The sequence below is a fragment of the Enterobacter sp. CP102 genome (assembly GCF_025152625.1).
GTDB classification, from domain to species: domain Bacteria; phylum Pseudomonadota; class Gammaproteobacteria; order Enterobacterales; family Enterobacteriaceae; genus Enterobacter; species Enterobacter soli.
In genome coordinates this window covers 3,960,216-3,976,163 of the sequence record NZ_CP104014.1, presented here as the reverse complement: position 1 = coordinate 3,976,163, position 15,948 = coordinate 3,960,216, and the positions used below count along the sequence as shown (strand labels likewise).

8 protein-coding genes and 5 pseudogenes are annotated in these 15,948 nt (G+C 51.9%); 7 read left to right on the top strand and 6 right to left on the bottom strand.

What is annotated here, in order from left to right; translation table 11 throughout:
• Nucleotide 1: 1 nt before the first annotated feature.
• The 3 pseudogenes from tssM to N1249_RS18700 all read right to left on the bottom strand — a co-directional run.
• A pseudogene (tssM, locus tag N1249_RS18710) lies at nucleotides 2–2,796 on the bottom strand (type VI secretion system membrane subunit TssM).
• Nucleotides 2,788–4,147, bottom strand: a pseudogene (tssA, locus tag N1249_RS18705) (type VI secretion system protein TssA); the annotation flags it as partial. The pseudogenes tssA and tssM, both read right to left, overlap by 9 nt.
• Nucleotides 4,119–4,304 (bottom strand): annotated as a pseudogene (locus N1249_RS18700) (type VI secretion system-associated protein TagO); the annotation flags it as partial. The pseudogenes tssA and N1249_RS18700, both read right to left, overlap by 29 nt.
• Between N1249_RS18700 and N1249_RS18695 the strand changes: the two are divergent.
• The 3 genes and pseudogenes from N1249_RS18695 to N1249_RS18685 form a co-directional block, all read left to right on the top strand.
• A pseudogene (locus N1249_RS18695) lies at nucleotides 4,299–4,646 on the top strand (DUF3438 family protein); the annotation flags it as partial. The pseudogenes N1249_RS18700 and N1249_RS18695 sit on opposite strands and share 6 nt — an antisense overlap.
• A 206-nt stretch (nucleotides 4,647–4,852) precedes the next feature.
• Nucleotides 4,853–6,991 (top strand): annotated as a pseudogene (locus N1249_RS18690) (conjugative transfer ATPase); the annotation flags it as partial.
• A complete protein-coding gene (locus N1249_RS18685) occupies nucleotides 6,988–7,392 on the top strand; it encodes a hypothetical protein (protein WP_259831966.1) in 405 nt (134 codons plus the stop codon). The pseudogene N1249_RS18690 and the gene N1249_RS18685, both read left to right, overlap by 4 nt.
• A 759-nt stretch (nucleotides 7,393–8,151) precedes the next feature.
• On the opposite strand, the gene N1249_RS18680 is transcribed toward N1249_RS18685, so the two are convergent.
• Nucleotides 8,152–8,373, bottom strand: a complete 222-nt coding sequence (locus N1249_RS18680) for a hypothetical protein (RefSeq protein WP_259831965.1) — start codon at nucleotides 8,371–8,373, stop codon at nucleotides 8,152–8,154.
• A 284-nt stretch (nucleotides 8,374–8,657) separates the two neighbouring features.
• Between N1249_RS18680 and N1249_RS23295 the strand changes: the two genes are divergently transcribed.
• Nucleotides 8,658–9,329: an ATP-binding protein gene (locus tag N1249_RS23295; RefSeq protein ID WP_409193150.1), complete on the top strand. Its 672-nt coding sequence runs from the start codon at nucleotides 8,658–8,660 to the stop codon at nucleotides 9,327–9,329.
• Nucleotides 9,330–9,348: 19 nt separating this feature from the next.
• Entirely contained in the window at nucleotides 9,349–10,095 is a 747-nt protein-coding gene (locus N1249_RS23290) for a hypothetical protein (protein ID WP_409193149.1), read from the top strand.
• Between the two features lie 770 nt (nucleotides 10,096–10,865).
• On the opposite strand, the gene N1249_RS18670 is transcribed toward N1249_RS23290, so the two are convergent.
• Together N1249_RS18670 and N1249_RS18665 are read right to left on the bottom strand one after the other, a co-directional pair.
• On the bottom strand, nucleotides 10,866–11,387 hold the full coding sequence (locus N1249_RS18670) for a hypothetical protein (RefSeq protein WP_259831964.1): 522 nt from the start codon (nucleotides 11,385–11,387) through the stop codon (nucleotides 10,866–10,868).
• On the bottom strand, nucleotides 11,380–12,252 hold the full coding sequence (locus tag N1249_RS18665; RefSeq protein ID WP_259831963.1) for a WYL domain-containing protein: 873 nt from the start codon (nucleotides 12,250–12,252) through the stop codon (nucleotides 11,380–11,382). Before N1249_RS18665 ends, N1249_RS18670 begins: the two co-directional genes overlap by 8 nt.
• Nucleotides 12,253–12,389: 137 nt before the next feature.
• Here N1249_RS18665 and N1249_RS18660 point away from each other — a divergent pair, with 137 nt between their 5' ends.
• Entirely contained in the window at nucleotides 12,390–13,571 is a 1,182-nt protein-coding gene (locus N1249_RS18660) for a metallohydrolase (RefSeq protein WP_259831962.1), read from the top strand.
• Nucleotides 13,568–15,796, top strand: coding sequence for a ThiF family adenylyltransferase (locus N1249_RS18655; RefSeq protein ID WP_259831961.1), 2,229 nt, complete (start codon nucleotides 13,568–13,570; stop codon nucleotides 15,794–15,796). The genes N1249_RS18660 and N1249_RS18655 overlap by 4 nt, the downstream gene beginning before the upstream one ends.
• Nucleotides 15,797–15,948 lie beyond the last annotated feature (152 nt).

Below are 15,948 nucleotides of genomic sequence, written 5' to 3'. Positions count from 1 at the left end.
CTTAGTACAGGGTATCCGGCAGCCGGAACTGGCTGAACAGCCCGCCGGTGAACGGGTTATCTTCCGTGTCCGTATGCACCCGGTACACCATTGCGCCGCCGTCCACGTTAAAGCGCACGCTGAATGTGCCATTCTGTACGCCGGTGAGTTGCCCTGCGCCAAACAACCTGAACTGTGCCCACGGTCCACTGAAGCCGAGGCTGCGCGGCGTTTTGCCGCTGGTGCCAATCAGCGTCAGCTTGCTTTCATTACCCTCACGCATGTTATTTGGCCAAACCAGATGCGCGGTATAATTGCGGCCCTGGCTGTAGTCCACTAACTGACCGTCAAGGTTGAGTACGCTGCGCCGTTTATTGCCGGAAAGCGATACGGTTTCCACGGCAAACTGGGCACCCAGCCCATTCTGGCGGCTGAAAAACGCCTCGCGGATCTCCTGCGCGGTCTCCAGTTGCCTGCGGACATCCTCGCGAATGATGACGCTGTTATCCCCGTCTCGCTGCTGTTTTGATCCAGCCGTAGCTGCACTGCCTTCAGCGCTGATTTTCCTGGTACTGGCGCGTTCTGGATCGCCAGCAGGTAACGGTGCAGTTCCGTCAGCTGTTGATAGACTGCCTGCATGGTGTTTTCTTTGTCTTTCTGTACCGCCAGCGTGCTGTTCTCCGGGGAAAACTCATGTCCCAGGCGGGTCAGTAACTGATAATCTGGCTCTGCCATGGCTTCCTTAAGCGCGCTGTCATCCAGTTTTTCAGAGAGTACGGCGGGCTGCGTATTGTCGCGTAGTGCCGTCAGCGCCCGCTGGAGCGGCTGATCGCCGCTGATAATTTGCTCCAGCGCCCCGGTCAGCTCCGCAACAGATTCATAATTACGCACGTTGAGATTATCCATCCCGGCGCGCCAGGTGGCGGTATAGTCGCTGAGATACTGTTCGGTGAGCTGGCGCTGAATCTCTGCCCGGTCTGCCTCGCTGTATTTCACGCTGTGGGTCAGGTTCAGTACCCAGGAATCCATCGCCGTCAGTTCAACCAGCGCATCGCGCTGTTTGACAAAATAACTTTGCAGGCCGTAACGGGTGAGGAACTGCGGAACAATAAGTTTATTATCATCCCCGGAGGTAAACACCTGATCAAACGTGGCGCCTACCTGGTCACGCAGGTTCAGATCGGCGGGTAGCACGCCGAGCGCACGTGTTTTCAGACTTTGGTAAACACGCTGGTAGACAGGCAGTTTGCTGAGTTCTTTCTGGGCCGCCAGCACCGGACTGTCATAAGGTGTCCAGCGGCTGATGGCGTCGCTGTCGCCCGCCTGACGTTCCGCGTGCCAGTCAGTATGTTGCAGGGCGTAGTCCAGATGAGACATAAGCTGCACCTGGAGATCGCGCTGGCCATGGAACTTATCGCTCCAGCGTTTGGCCATGTACTGTTTCACCACCTCGTTGCTGCGTCCGCTTTTATCCTCCAGCATTCTGATGACGCGCAGCACCGCGAGCTTTTCCTCACTCTCCGGCGGCGCGGTGTTCATCTCTTTGACAAGGCCATTAAACAGGGCAGGCAGATAACGCTGCTCCAGTAGTTGCAGGTAGGTCTGCTCTACATACGGGCCGACACGCCTGCCCTGATATAATCCCATATCGGCCAGGCGGCTGCGATCGCCCCAGTCACCGTAGGCCAGCGTGGCGTCACGTACCGGGTTGAGTAACGGTAGTTGCAGGTTGCCGTAATCGTCCATACCCTGCGGTGGCGGAACAGACATAAAGGCTTTGGCCTGCTCCAGTACGGTGATGCCGGAACGCCAGTTGTTATTGTAATAGTGATGCCAGCCCATAATCAGCAGCAGCGCGGCGATGCCCCCGGTGACGGAAAACACCGATAACCGTCGGCGAGACTGCATCAGCCAGACGCGGCTTTCACCCGCGAGGTTAGGCTCTGCCAGTAAGGTCTGTGGAAACAGGTTTCGGGTAAAATAGGGGGCCGTGTCTACCAGGGGCCAGGCCGTCATCGGGCTGTTGCCCAGGCGGAACTGACGGGCGGCAGACTGCATAAAAATATCGTCTATCTGGCCGCGTTGCAGGGAGGAGGTGAAGTACACGCCGCGCAGCATGACGTCCATATTTTCTCCGTCCAGCAGTCCGTTCAGCAGGGATACCAGCGGCTCGCGGCCCCCCTGTATCTGGCGGACAAAGCTGAACAGGGAACTGCGGGAACCGGGGGTTAGCATCCGCTCCGGCAGGGCGTTATTGAGCTGTTCGCCCCAGGTCTGCCAGAATGCATTCAGCTCTGCGCGCCAGTCATCATTTTCATGGGCATGGCGGGTAAAGGTGACGCCAAGAATGGCATCGCGATCGTTCCTGTCCAGAGACTGAAACAGCGCGGCGAAACCGTGCAGTAAATCCAGCCGGGTCAGCACCACATACACAGGTAACTGGCAGTGAAGGTGCTGGCGTATATCCTGTAAACGTCCGCGCAGGATATGCAACAGGTGCTCCCGGCGTCGTTTGTCGGCAGTCAGAAGATCGGGCAGATCCAGCGTCAGTATCAGGCCGTTCAGCGGCTGTCTGGCGCGTTTTTGTACCAGCCAGTCCAGCATCGTTGTCCACAGGCGACGGTGCAGCACATTCGCCTCCGGTTGCTCAAAGAGGAGGCCGTCTGCATCAAAAATGACCGCCTGTTTTCCTACGTGGGGAATAACATACCTGCGCAGCTCCACTCCCCGCACGGCCTCTGGGGCGTAAATAATGTCGGATGGAAAACCTTCGCGCAGCAGCGACGATTTGCCACTTCCGGATGGACCAATAACCAGATACTGCTGCTGTGCAAGCTGCACCATTCCGGCGTCTTCCATCAGTTGCGCGCCAAGATACTGCCGGAGAAACTGATCGCGCGGATCGCCTTCCGGCAGCTTTTCCAGGTATTGCAGCGCGGCTTCCAGTCCCTGCTCGCTGAAACACTGGCGGGCAACTTCTGTATCTTCGTCGGTCCGCACAATTGGGGCTTTCTGACTGTCCGGAGAGGTCGCCAGCCACTGTTTTGTCTGCTCGTTCATAAATGGTGTGCGATCATTAAACAGCAGGGCGGTAAGTTGCGGCAGGCGGGCGAGAAAACGGGCCACTTCATCCCGGATGGCTTCTGCTACGCTGGTGTAACCCAGGCGTTGCGCGGCCTGCGCTGATAGGTAATGGCCATCGAGCCAGTACGGGGCCAGAAGCAGGCTTTTTTCCACCTGCTGCCAGAGCGCCAGATCGGCATTGTTCAGTCGGGTCTGATAATCGGCGGTCATATCAGCAGGCACTGCCGCCAGCGGTGTCCGCCCGTCGCTTTCTGCCAGGGGTACGGATGTAATGGCCTGCCATAATGCATGGCGCCGCAGGCGGTAACCCAGCGGCGAATCCGGCTGGCGCTCACAGAGAATGGCGGCGACTTTCAGCAGCGTATCGCGCCAGGACTTGTCATCGTGACTTTCAATATCGACGGTCGGGACAGCAGCAATGGCAGACGCTGTCACCGATGCCGGAACGGTCGTAGGGACAGTGAGCGCAGGCGAATCGATGGATGGCGGCGCAGGCTGCACAGGGGCTGCCCTGTGAAATGCCCGGCGATACTGCGATGAGAGGTCATCCACGGCCTGTGCCAACACCGGAACATTATGCTCCTGCCAGCGCTGTGCCAGTTTTGCCAGCTCCGCCAGCAGGCTGTCGCGCTGCGTGGTGTCTGCATTCTCTGCGAAACTCTCCACTCCGGCTTCAAAGCGCTTGATAACCTGAGCAGCAAAGCGCTGTTTATGTACGGCATTTTGCGGTGCGGCCTGCGTCCAGTAATGTTCCGCATACAACGTCAGTAAACGTAACGCCAGCAGCGGATCACCGGCGTGTTGCAGCGTGCGTAACAGGTGAGCCAGCAGGCGAAAATCTTTGCTTTCCGATGCCAGAAGCACTAATCCCTGGCGCTGAATTTCCGGGATATTCAGCTGGCTGTGCGCCAGTGAGCCAAGTTTAAGCATTTCGCCGTCGATATATTCCCAGTCAGGGTTATCATCTTTCAGCGCGGAGGCCAGTTTATCTTCCGGCAGATTTTCCAGCAGGTGTGAAATCCAGGTATCCGGGTTACGTAAGTCCATTGCCATTTTTATTCCCCCGCCCAGTGGCAGGCGTCACGAAGCGGTGCGATGGTTTTCGCCAGCCCGTCAATGTTAAATGTCAGTTTCCCGGCGGCACTGTCCGCACCGGTGTTGATGGTCAGGGTCTTTGCACCGAAAAGCTGTTTGATTTCGTCAATGCCGGATAAACCCCGGCTAGCTTCCAGCAGATATCCCTGAAACTTCCCTCCAGGATCACCACGCTTATGCCCTCTGAGCCCGTGAGTGTCACGCCGATGGCCGCCTGGCGTCTGCAGGGCAGCAGCGTTATCGCGCTGCAGGTCCGTAACCGGTCAGCAGGAAAAGTGATTCTTGACCCGAGAGTGCTTGCAGGTCAGTTCACGACGGCGACTTTCCAGCACCGCTGGCTGGGGCGTGCCGGTACGCCGGAAGACACGACGGTTCTGTATCTGGTCACGACAGGGCGTCCAGAAGGTGCCTTTATTGCAGAACCCCCTTTACCCGCAACCGAAACAGGCAAGGGAAGTCAGCGGAGCAACCAGGGAGCACATCAATGAAAAAACCTGCTTCAAACCTGATTGTTAAAATTGTTGTCCCTGTCGTCATCACTGGAGCCCTGGTCACTGGCATTAAATCCTGTTCTGACAGCAGGACTCAGGGTGAAGGCGTTTCAAATAATACAAATGCTGCCCTGAAGGACCTGACACCAGAAGATCTCAAGGCACTGGGTGTGGAAGGTGATACTGCGCAGGATACGTTGCGTATCCGGTGCGAAAAGCAGAACGGCGAGCAAATCCACAGCTGGCTGTTGCGCTGGTTCAACCCGGCTCCGGCGTGGGTCGACAGGAAAACACTGTATCGTTATGCAAGACACGCCGATCATGCCCCGGGAGATCTGCCACTTCTGAATGATTTCAGTGAAAGCCTGTGGTTTACCCGACCGCGCAGCGATGCCGAAAAAGGTATCTGGTGGTTTGATGATGTGGCACATAAAGCCGTTCCGGTCGCACGCCTGCGTACTGCACCTTCCACCGGGCATCTGACGGGGGAGGTCAGACGCGGCGATAATGTGAATGCCATTATGGACCTGCTTCCGGAAGGGACGGTTCTGGCCATGACCCTCGTGGTTCAGCCCCAGGACAAGCTGGAGGAGAATTTTGCGAGCCTGAGCCGTAATTCAATGGGAGAGAACGTTGATTCCCTGCGTGCCCGTGAAGATGCGGCGACAGCGCGCAGTTTTCTTGGAAACAAGCATAAGCTGTATCGTGCGGCCATCACGCTGCTCATCAAGGCTCAGGATCAGGAAACACTTGATAAGCGGTATCTTGAACTCAGCAGTAAGTTGCTGAACTGCGGGCTGGAGCCGGTTAATCCGGAACACGATATTGGACCGCTCAGCACTTACATGCGTGCATTGCCGATGTGTTTTAACCCTCACATGGATAAGCACAACTGGTATACGCGCCTCATGTTTGTACAGCATTTTGCCTGCCTTTCCCCCATTTACGGCCGTGATACGGGCACCGGTCATCCCGGTCTGACGTTCTGGAACCGTGGTGGTGGCCCTCTTTCCGTTGACCCCCTTAATAAAGATGATCGCACCCAGAATGCGCATCTGCTGTTGTTCGGGCCGACAGGTGCCGGTAAATCAGCCACTGCGCTCGACAAGCTGGCACAGATGATGGCGATTTACCGCCCCCGCATCTTTTTGCTTGAGGCCGGTAACAGCTTCGGGTTGTTTGGTGATTACTGTTCTTCTCTTGGGCTGACTGTGCACCGGGTCAGTATCAAGCCCGGTAAGGTGATTTCCCTGGCGCCGTTTGCTGACTCACATCTGCTTTTGCAGGTTAAACCTGAAGCCCTTGTCACCAGCGAAGAGGCACTCCCTGACATCGATGAGGATGATGAGGACAAGGATGAAGAACGTGACATCCTGGGGGAAATGGAGATTGCGGCGCGTCTGATGATCACCGGTGGTGAAGCGGCGGAAGATGCACGAATGACCCGTGCTGACCGCGGGATGATACGCGAGGCAATACTGATTGCGGCCCGGACGGCGTTCGACGAAGGACGCCAGATGCTGCCTGAAGACCTGATGTTCGCGCTTGAGAATATCGCCCGCGATGTGAGCACCGGCGCTGATGGCCGGGAGAAACGCACGCCGGCGCGACGTGCGCGCGCTGAAGAGATGGCTGAAGCACTCCGGATGTTTACTGAAGGGTTCGAAGGCGAACTCTTTAACCGCCCGGGGACGCAATGGCCGGAAGCTGACGTGACGATCGTGGATTTGGGGACGCTGGCACGTGAGGGCTATGAAGCCCAGATGGCGGTCGCCGTTATCTCGCTGCTTAACACGATTAACAATATTGCAGAGAGGGATCAGTTCAGCGATCGGGACATCATTGTACCCATCGACGAAGCGCATATTGTGACGGCTAACCCTCTGCTGGGGCCCTATGCGACCAAGATTGTTAAAATGTGGCGTAAACTCGGCGCGTGGTTGTGGCTGTTCACACAGAACCTTGAGGATTTCCCGGACACCGCAAAAAAAATGCTCAACATGGCAGAGTGGTGGATTTGCCTCGTCATGCCGCCCGACGAAGTTGAACAGATAGCCCGATTTAAGACGCTCACTGATGAACAGAAGGCGATGCTGCTGTCTGCGACAAAGCTTCCGAGAAAGTATACGGAAGGGGTGATTTTGTCCCGAAAAGTACAGGCTCTGTTTCGTGCGGTTCCCCCCAGTCTTTTCCTGGCGCTCGGTATGACCGAAAAAGAGGAAAAAGCTGAAAGACGGGCCATTATGAATGAATTAAATTGCACGGAACTTGAGGCTGCATTTCATGTAGCACGACGCCTTGATGAGAAACGTGGCATGGGTACTGTACAGGGGACACTATGAAAAAACTGACCATGGCGCCGCCGATGGTTGTACCGGACAAGGCACTGATTGCCTCTGTTATTTTTACTGTTCCGCCTGCCGGTTCGGCGTCTGTCGGCACGGCTGACAATGCGTCTCTCAGACAGCTGCAGCGGGAGATTGTTAAGCGGCTGGAGCATCCCGTATTGCTGTCTGTGTATCCTCATAGGGTTGGGCGGCGCAGCTGCGTGGCAGTCCACCTCAGCGATGTGCATGAGAAAACGCTGGATATCCTGATAACGGTCACCGGCAATACGCTGTGGCCGGGAGAGCAGGAGTACCGGTCGGGTCTGCGGTGGAATATTTGCGTGCCGGATGCGACCGACATGTTGTGGGTACTGAAGGAAATTGACAGAGTCACCAGTGAACCCGGATGTGAATGATCCACCTCCGACCTTGTCAGACAGCGGTGCGTTCTTCCGCTGTCTGACAGGGGCGGAGACTGCGGGTGCGGGCGGCAGAGAGCCCGCATTGATTTTACAAGTAAATTCCCAACCTGTTGATATTATTGAGTTACATTAAGGTTTGGGATAAAGAACTGACACAGAAATATCTGCCATCAGTTTTTAGTGTACATACTCGAGCAGTTTGTCCGTATCTGGGTAAGCTCGAAAGTACGTCGTAAGCTTCGGTTGCAGTTGAAAAACACGTTGCAATAGTAGGGTCAACCTTCCATTTTTGTGTATCTGTGTTATATGAAAGTATCTGCATTATTCCACGCGTTATAATAAAACCAACTAATTGTTTTTCCTGTCTTTCTTCACTTCTTAAACTGACAGAGCTAAGTTGCTTATTTCGTACGTTAGCATTCCTGGCAAGTTCTGATTGTTTAGCTGCGAGCCTTTTTCTGGGATCGCCATATCGCTTTACCATCTTTGATTATCTCTTTTTCAAACTGCAACGTAATGCCATACAGACGTCATCTGCCCTGAAAAGGTTCTCTTCAGATCACAGTGATATGGTGGCTTCATAAAAAAAACCATTTCCCCGGGGGAGGAAATGGTTGAATTATTTGTTTTTTTTAATGCCACTGTCTTTCTTCTGTCATCAGTATATGTATTTACCCTTATGCTGAATGCCGGAATATGCATTATTTTTTCCTTCAGTTCAGCGTGTTGTCGGTTTTGCCTTGCATCAGGCACTCAGATGTTTCCCTTATTCCTGTTGAGGTTGTTCAGTGCAGAAACAACAAGACTGGAGAGGGGGGCATACCCTTCGTTCTGCGCCTCCTGCAACCGCCCGGAAAGGCATTCCTTTAGCGTGTCGTGATTGATTTCATACCCACGAATATAAATGCGGCGGACAGCTTTACCGATGATATCCCCGCATTCAACCGCCATCCTGAGTTCGTCAGATGTATTCATAAATACAGACCTCTGTAAATTCTGTAAACAATCATAAACACATTTATAAAGTGGGTATATCAATGAGTATAATGGATGACGAGAGATTTGAATTAAGTCATATTTAGGTTAAGGGAGAGTATATTCCCTGACATAATCCGTTGAGCGGGAACCTGTTGATGTCAAAGGTTCCCGCTTTTTTGCCTGAGTTCCCCACACTTTCACGCTGGCATTCACAGTTCTTTGTTTTTCCCTGCACGCACTTCATCAAAATGACTCCTGCACCCTCAATCCGGAGTCTTTGTATGCGATATCCTTTTGAACTTGATCCTCAAATTATTCATCACATTATCTACAGTCAGGCCGGCTCAATCGGCAAAGCGGTCATCGAGCTGACTATGAACAGCGTTGATGCCCGGGCTGGTTGCGTCAGGATTGATATTACGCCTGACGGGTTCTCCTGCCAGGATGATGGCCACGGGTTTGCCTCATTTGAAGACGTAAAACGCTATTTTGGCCGTTTTGGTACCCCACATAAGGAAGGTGACGCAACGTATGGTCGTTTCCGTCTTGGCCGGGGCCAGATCATGGCACATGCACGCACTGTCTGGTGCTCGCGGCAGTGGCAAATGTCTGTGGATACGCGGGTGATGGGTTACAGCTATGAAGTGGATGAACGTGATGAGCCAGTACAGGGATGTATCATTACCGGCGAATGGTATGAACCGCTCAGCAGTCAGGAGCGCATGTCCTGTATTCAGGAAATCAGGGATCTGGTTCGCTACACCCCCATTATCGTTCAACTGAACGGTGCCGTTATCAGTCGACCACCTGAAAACGAAAAATGGGATGCCGAAGATGAATTTGCATGGTACAGGGTACGGGAAGATGGTGCCGTATCTGTCTATAACCAGGGGGTTCTGGTCCGCCATGATCCGGGGCACCTTTGGGGGGGGAGGTGGCCTTATCGTCTGTAAACAACCCATTGCGCTGAATGTGTCAAGAACGGAAATCCTGCGCAAGACCTGTCCGGTCTGGAAGGCCATTGCTGAGAAATTTGGCCAACTGGCGGCGACGTTTTCCGGTACGCAGGGAAATCACCGTAAAACGGAATTCCGCCGGGAAAAAAGCGCGCGGGCGTTACTGGCCGGGGAAGGGGATTTACTGAAGCTGTTCCATTCCGAGGAGGTCATCACGCTGCTTCCGGGTAAGCAACACGTCACCCTGGAGCATTTTCTTCGCAAATGTCGCTATGATAAACATGCTGTGGAGGTCGGAGTATTCACTGTGGCCAGGTATCCCCGGAATGTCCCGAAAGGGGAAATACTTGCCCGTGCCGGTATTACCACGGTCGTTCATCCCGTCACCCTGACACGTTTTGGCTGTTTTGAGCTGGAAGAGTTTATGGAATGCCTAGCGCGGATGCAGGGCAATCTCACGACATACCACGAACAGCTCACGCCAGATGAACGCGGGTACTGGAGTGGGGACTGGCGCGCGTCCCTGAGCCTGATTGACTTTGCCACACTCAGCGAGGCGTATGTTGAACGTACCCGGATGGTCAGTGAGAAAACGCTCGATGCGAAACCCGCCGTGCATAGACGGCGCTGCGGTGGTGTCTGGCCAATTATGCGGCGCTGGCATCAGTTTCAGCATTTTACTGGGGGGAGTCGACGTCAGCCGATGCCTGGACCGATGGGGAAACGTATATCGCGTATAACATTGATATCGTGCGCCGGCTGAAAACGGATGCGCTGAGAACCGCCAGTCGGCTATTCAGTCTTACGGAGCATGAAGTGGCACACCAGGGTAACAGTATGGACTGTGGCCACGATGAGGCATTCTATCAGCGCTTGCACGACATCAGTACAGAGATGGCAGCTGAAAGGCAGCGCTATATGCATATATGGTTGATGAAATACACCACCAGTCTTGAACGCGCGGGAGGCAAACACTGGCGGAACGCTGGCTGACGGAACGCGCCAGTGCCGGCCGCCAGAAAAAGGGACTTCCCGGTGTGACTGACGATGCCGGCATGGCGAAAGCAGTCAGCGCACCGGTAGAACCCGAAGTTGAGCGGCTGCTGAACCGGCTCAACCTGCAGATGGCTGGTGACGGTCATAGAGGGGCCGTTTGGGAAACGGAAAATATCCTACGCTAAACCTGTTTTTTAAGCAGGCATGACAGGCAGCTTTGAGCGATCAGCATACGTTCATAATTGAGTCACCATGAATCTTGCTAACAATGCCGTGTGTCAATCAACTGGGAACAGGTCACCAGTATGTAGGGGCGTCAGCTAAACTACGCTAATCGGTAAACCGGCAAGCTTCGCCGAAACGCCACAGAGGGCGTTTCGGGCCTGCGGTTGGGGTCTGATGGCGAATGTCATAAGTGTCTTTAAAACCAGATTGTTTTGTTGCCTGCTGAGTGTCTTTAGAAGAAGAGAAATCAGATAATGCCTGCCGTCAGGCATTATCTGGGGGGAAAGGGTAAATTAAGAACGGGTGAAGTAGTTATCTACTATCGATATTTCCATTGTTAATATTAGAACTTCGAGTTTTATCTATGCCCCAGACAGCTTTTGCGATCTCTTCAATTTTCGCAACAAATTTATCAACGTTAAATCCTGCGATAAAGGCTAAGGCAAAAAATCCCATTTCACTGGAGCCTACGTTGGTGCTCGATTCCAGAATGAGCAATCCTGCCTTGAGGAATAAATAACTGATAGCACCCGCGATGGTGCTTGTGACGGGACGGATGAAATACCACAAATGCCAATCAGGGTCCCAGTTTTTTCTGACACACTTGTTGAGATATATAGCACGAAAACAGTAGAGGCATCCTCCCGTATAAGCTATCGCTCCGCACATTAAGGGAACTCGAAGAGGTGCGTAAGGTTCAGGTAGCCATCCTAATGACATAGCTCCGATAGCGTAGGTGGAAAAGCTCAGTAGCGCGAAAAGATAAAGAATGATCACACTAATCATCAGGCCGTGATTGCTTTTGACTTTGGTGACATCCGGATTCTCATTCATGCTCGATGTCTCCAGAAGAGATAAGCGGTTCTTCGATGCGCAGTAATACAATTTGCTGATTCTCGTTTACTGGCTCACCATCTTCATTAAGATTCAGGCGACGCTTAAGATAAAAATACTGGGATTTCCTGATACGTATTTTCGCTTCACCGTTATCCATTTGATAATCGCTTTCAATTATCATTTTTTTATTCATGGAGAAGTCAGGATTTGGCCCTATAACAACATCAATAAATGTCTCCCATTCTGTATCAACGGGCACCTCACTTGATGGAGATATAGATTCAACGATGTCAAAAAAACGGCCTAAAACAAAATCTTTATACGTCTCCGAATTAAAACAATAGGCGCGAACGTGCCAGCGATGACCATCATGCGCAAAAGCCGTCGGAAATAGGGTTCGAATTGACGGCTCATCACGCATCGCACGATAGTCAACGACTAATGCACGCTGGTTTTTGATAGCCATAATTAAATCAATCAGAGTCTCTGGCTGCACTTTACGTGTTGGCAAAGGAAGGCTCGCAACCGGGGGTACCCATCCGATGAAACTCTCAGATGGTGACAGGATTCCCGTCTCCAGACCTATCAACTCGTTCAGGTAATGGTTGCTTTCAAACGTTGCAAAAACAGGTTTGAAATTAGCGTTAGCAATGTAGGACTTTTGGTTACGATCATAGTAAGCATTTTCAGGTGCTTTCTCCTGATATTTTGCCAGGTCCAGTGAAGCCTGAGGGACAGAAATCCGGAAAAAGGCCGTAATATCAGAACGATTCAGCCGTCCCTCCCACATTAAACGGAAATCGATGAACTCAAGCCTTCTGTCTTGGCCCCAGTTGCCTGTTCTGGTGGTATGTGTACTCATGACCTGTGATTCCTGATATCCAACATTATAAGAATAAAAATTATGCGTATAATTACTAGACTCGTCGTATTTATATATGTATCTTAGCAGTTGTTGCATTATTGCTCAATCAACTGATGACCAGAAGGGTGAACCCGATGACCGCTAAGATAACGTTTTTTCAGGTTGGTAATGGCGATATGACTTTAGTGCGTCTCGCTGATGTTCGTGGCACTGCGATTCTGATTGATACTCACATCAGGGCTTCGGCTGATGATCCTCAGGACGATACACCTGATGTTGCTAAGGCACTGCGAAACAAACTGAAACTTGATAATAAGCATCGGCCTTTTGTCGACGTCTTTATGCTCAGCCATCCCGACCAGGATCATTGCGGCGGACTGAGTAAACACTTCTGGTTAGGCCATCCCGATGATTATCCTGATGATGATCTCCATCATTCTAAAAAGCGTATTATCATCAGGGAACTATGGTCTTCCCCCCTGATTTTTCGCCGTCGTTCCAAGAACCATGTGCTGTGCAAAGATGCACAGGCCTTTGATGCTGAAGCCCGCCGCCGCGTCCGCTACTGGCAAGCAAACCACTTCGCTTTTGACGGTAACCGCATCCTGATAATGGGTGAGGACGCCGATGGCAAGACAGATAATTTACAGGCTATTCTGGTTAAAGCAGGAGAGACGTTTTCACGTATTAATGGCGAGTACTCTTCACTTTTCTCAGGCATGCTTCTTGCTCCGGCTCCACATGAGGATGATGAAAACCTTGAGGATGCTCTTTCTAAAAACGAATCCAGCATTGTGATGAACATGAGGCTATCGCCACAAGCTGGGTCACTAAATCCCGTTCATTTACTGATGGGGGGGGATGCAGAAGTACTTATCTGGGAGCGCCTCTGGGAACGTTATAAAGATCAGCCCGAAGTACTTCAGTATGATCTCCTCCTTACTCCGCACCACTGCTCCTGGCATTCCTTGTCCTACCATAGCTGGTCCCAGTATGGGGAAAATGCTCGAGTTAATGAGGATGCCCGTAAAGCCTTGGGGCAGGCCCGAGCCGGTGCAACCATTATCTCCAGCAGTAAACAAATCCTCGATGATGAAAACGATCCGCCCTGTATTCGTGCGAAACGAGAGTACGATGAGATTGTAGATGACGTTGATGGCTGGTTTGGTTGCACGGGTGACCTTAAAGACAAGGAATTTATTGAGTTTGAGATCACTCAAAGTGGAACAATTGCCCGTGTTGTGGCTGGTGTTGCTTCAGCAGCAGCTAGCACAGCAGCGGCTGCAGTACCGCGCGCCGGTCTGGGAGTTCAATGATCGAATATTATGAACTAGGAGTGCGCCTCGAACAATCGGGGCGTGACGACCTTTACCCCAACACGACTTTAATACTGGATGCGTGTGAGGCGCATCCTTACATGCACTTCGTTGAACTGCGCGTGTTGGAACTGCATAACAAACGGGCTGAATTTGTCATTGTCGATGCCGGTGATGGGACCGTTGCAGTGAATAACCCTGCCGGGATCCGACGAAAAGAACGTCTGGCCATTGAAATCAACCCACATAATCGCATTCCTGTTCTGGTCCATACACTCCGCAAAGACTTTCCTGTCCTGTCTCATCAGCACGCATCTCTTAATGGCAGGCCCAGAACGCTTTGTCTTTACGATACGGTCTGGAGTACGGTCGAGCGGAGTTGGACACCTCAGCGCTTCATCGAGAGAGTTTTCTGGTGGCTGAGAGAATCTGCGGAGCTTAAGCTTCACAGAGATGACCAGCCCCTGGAACAGCTGTTTTATCTGAGCCCGTATCAGCTTATTTTGCCGTCCAATTACGCGGAATACTTTAATTCTGACAAACACAAACTCACCCTTGAGTGCATGAGTGAAGGGCTACCTGTCACGCTCAAGGCCGTGCCAGAGGTTAAGGGGAGTGGCGTCAAACCTTTTCGTTTGCTCCCGATAAGCGTCCCACCCGTAGAAGCAAACAATGTTTCATCCTTCCCTCAGACGCTGGGAAAATTGCATGAGCAATTGAAGGCCTGGGGGAGTGACTTATTGCAAACGCTAGAAGACACCGTGTTTGAGTCACTCGTGGGTCCGATAAAAAAAGAAAGCGATCACGGGGAATGTATACTGATTTTACTGATGGTCCCTCGTATCAAAGATGGATGCGTGCAGAGAACAGATGTGCTCGGATATTACGTTAACGCCTCACGTTACGATCTGGCATGTGCACTGGACTTACTGGGGCCGAAAAATGCGCAAGGCTCCCAGCACCGTGTGAAACTTCTTCTGGCTGAGAGTCGGGGTACGGAATGGGAATCTATCCCGCTGACTCAGACTGAAATTCGTTTTGGACTGAATGCGTCATACGCCAGAGATATGTCTGCCATCGCTCCCTCGACTGCCTCATTGAAAGGGGTTCTGGCGGGAGTTGGTGCTTTAGGCAGTTGCCTTGCAGATATATGGATACGCGAAGGATGGGGAACGTGGACGTTAATCGACCCGGATCAGCTTCTACCCCATAATCTTTGTCGGCATACAGGTTTCGATGTTTTTTTGGGGCGCCCTAAAACTGATGTTGTTAGAGCGCTGGCAGAATCAATTTATCCGCACGAGCCTGCACCTGTTGCAATAAACAAAAGTATTCTTGATGAGGATGATGCCATTTCCTCAGCGCTGAAAGACGCAAGCATTGTTGTTGATGTGAGCACAACCTTTGAAGTGCCAAGAACTCTAGCGGTAAAAGAGGATATCCCCCGGACCGTCAGTCTGTTTCTTACGCCATCGGGATCGTCCAGCGTGATGATTATGGAGGATGAAGATCGTTTACAGCGAATCGATGCGCTGGAGGGGCAATATTATCGTGCCATTCTGAATGAGGACTGGGGAACCCATCATTTGCAACATCATTATGGCGATCGTTGGGTTGGCGGTGGCTGCAGGGATATCTCTGTGCGTATGTCAAATGAGTCCATACACGTTCATGCCGGTATTTTATCCCGACAACTACGTCAAACTGCGCTCAGGAAAGATGCCAGATTGTGCATATGGTCATCTGATGAAGATTCTGGTGCTGTTAGTACACATGATATTTCTCTCTTTACCGTGATATCAGTTAGCCAGGGGCAGTGGACCGTGAAGGTTGATCAGGGTTTGGTAAATAAGCTCCGTGAAATCAGAAAGCTGGCGCTTCCAAACGAAACCGGTGGTGCCATTCTGGGAATTACAGACCTCAAAAATAGAAGCATTGTTCTCGTTGATGTGATCCCGGCCCCATCCGATAGCGTTGCTTCGCCTACACATTTTGTTCGTGGGCAGATGGGGCAGGAGCAAGCGCTGGAAAAGGCACGACATCTCACGGCACATGTCGTGGACTATGTCGGCGAGTGGCATTCTCACCCTCAGGGATATTCTGCGTGCGCGAGCCGCGATGATGAAAAGCTCATTGAAACACTTCATATAAAAATGAGCGCAGAAGGATTGCCGGTAGTGATGATTATCGTGTCCGAGAACGACCTTAACATTATCGTAAAATAGTAATGTAAGCTTTACGCTGTGAATGTGTATAATGAAATTAGCCAAAATATAGTTTGATTTCCCTGTTCACGGTTATCAACCCTGATAGCAGGCTGCTTTTTTAATTGATTAATTCTCACTTTCCTGTGTGCTTAGTTTCATTGAGGATAAAA

What these genes read in the sequence shown, in the direction of transcription:
- N1249_RS23295 (WP_409193150.1), top strand. Translation starts at nt 8,658, where the DNA reads ATGCGATATCCTTTTGAACTTGATCCTCAAATTATTCATCACATTATC.
- N1249_RS18665 (WP_259831963.1), bottom strand. Translation starts at nt 12,252, where the DNA reads ATGAGTACACATACCACCAGAACAGGCAACTGGGGCCAAGACAGAAGG.
- N1249_RS18655 (WP_259831961.1), top strand. Translation starts at nt 13,568, where the DNA reads ATGATCGAATATTATGAACTAGGAGTGCGCCTCGAACAATCGGGGCGT.
- N1249_RS18660 (WP_259831962.1), top strand. Translation starts at nt 12,390, where the DNA reads ATGACCGCTAAGATAACGTTTTTTCAGGTTGGTAATGGCGATATGACT.
- N1249_RS18680 (WP_259831965.1), bottom strand. Translation starts at nt 8,373, where the DNA reads ATGAATACATCTGACGAACTCAGGATGGCGGTTGAATGCGGGGATATC.
- N1249_RS18670 (WP_259831964.1), bottom strand. Translation starts at nt 11,387, where the DNA reads ATGAATGAGAATCCGGATGTCACCAAAGTCAAAAGCAATCACGGCCTG.
- N1249_RS18685 (WP_259831966.1), top strand. Translation starts at nt 6,988, where the DNA reads ATGAAAAAACTGACCATGGCGCCGCCGATGGTTGTACCGGACAAGGCA.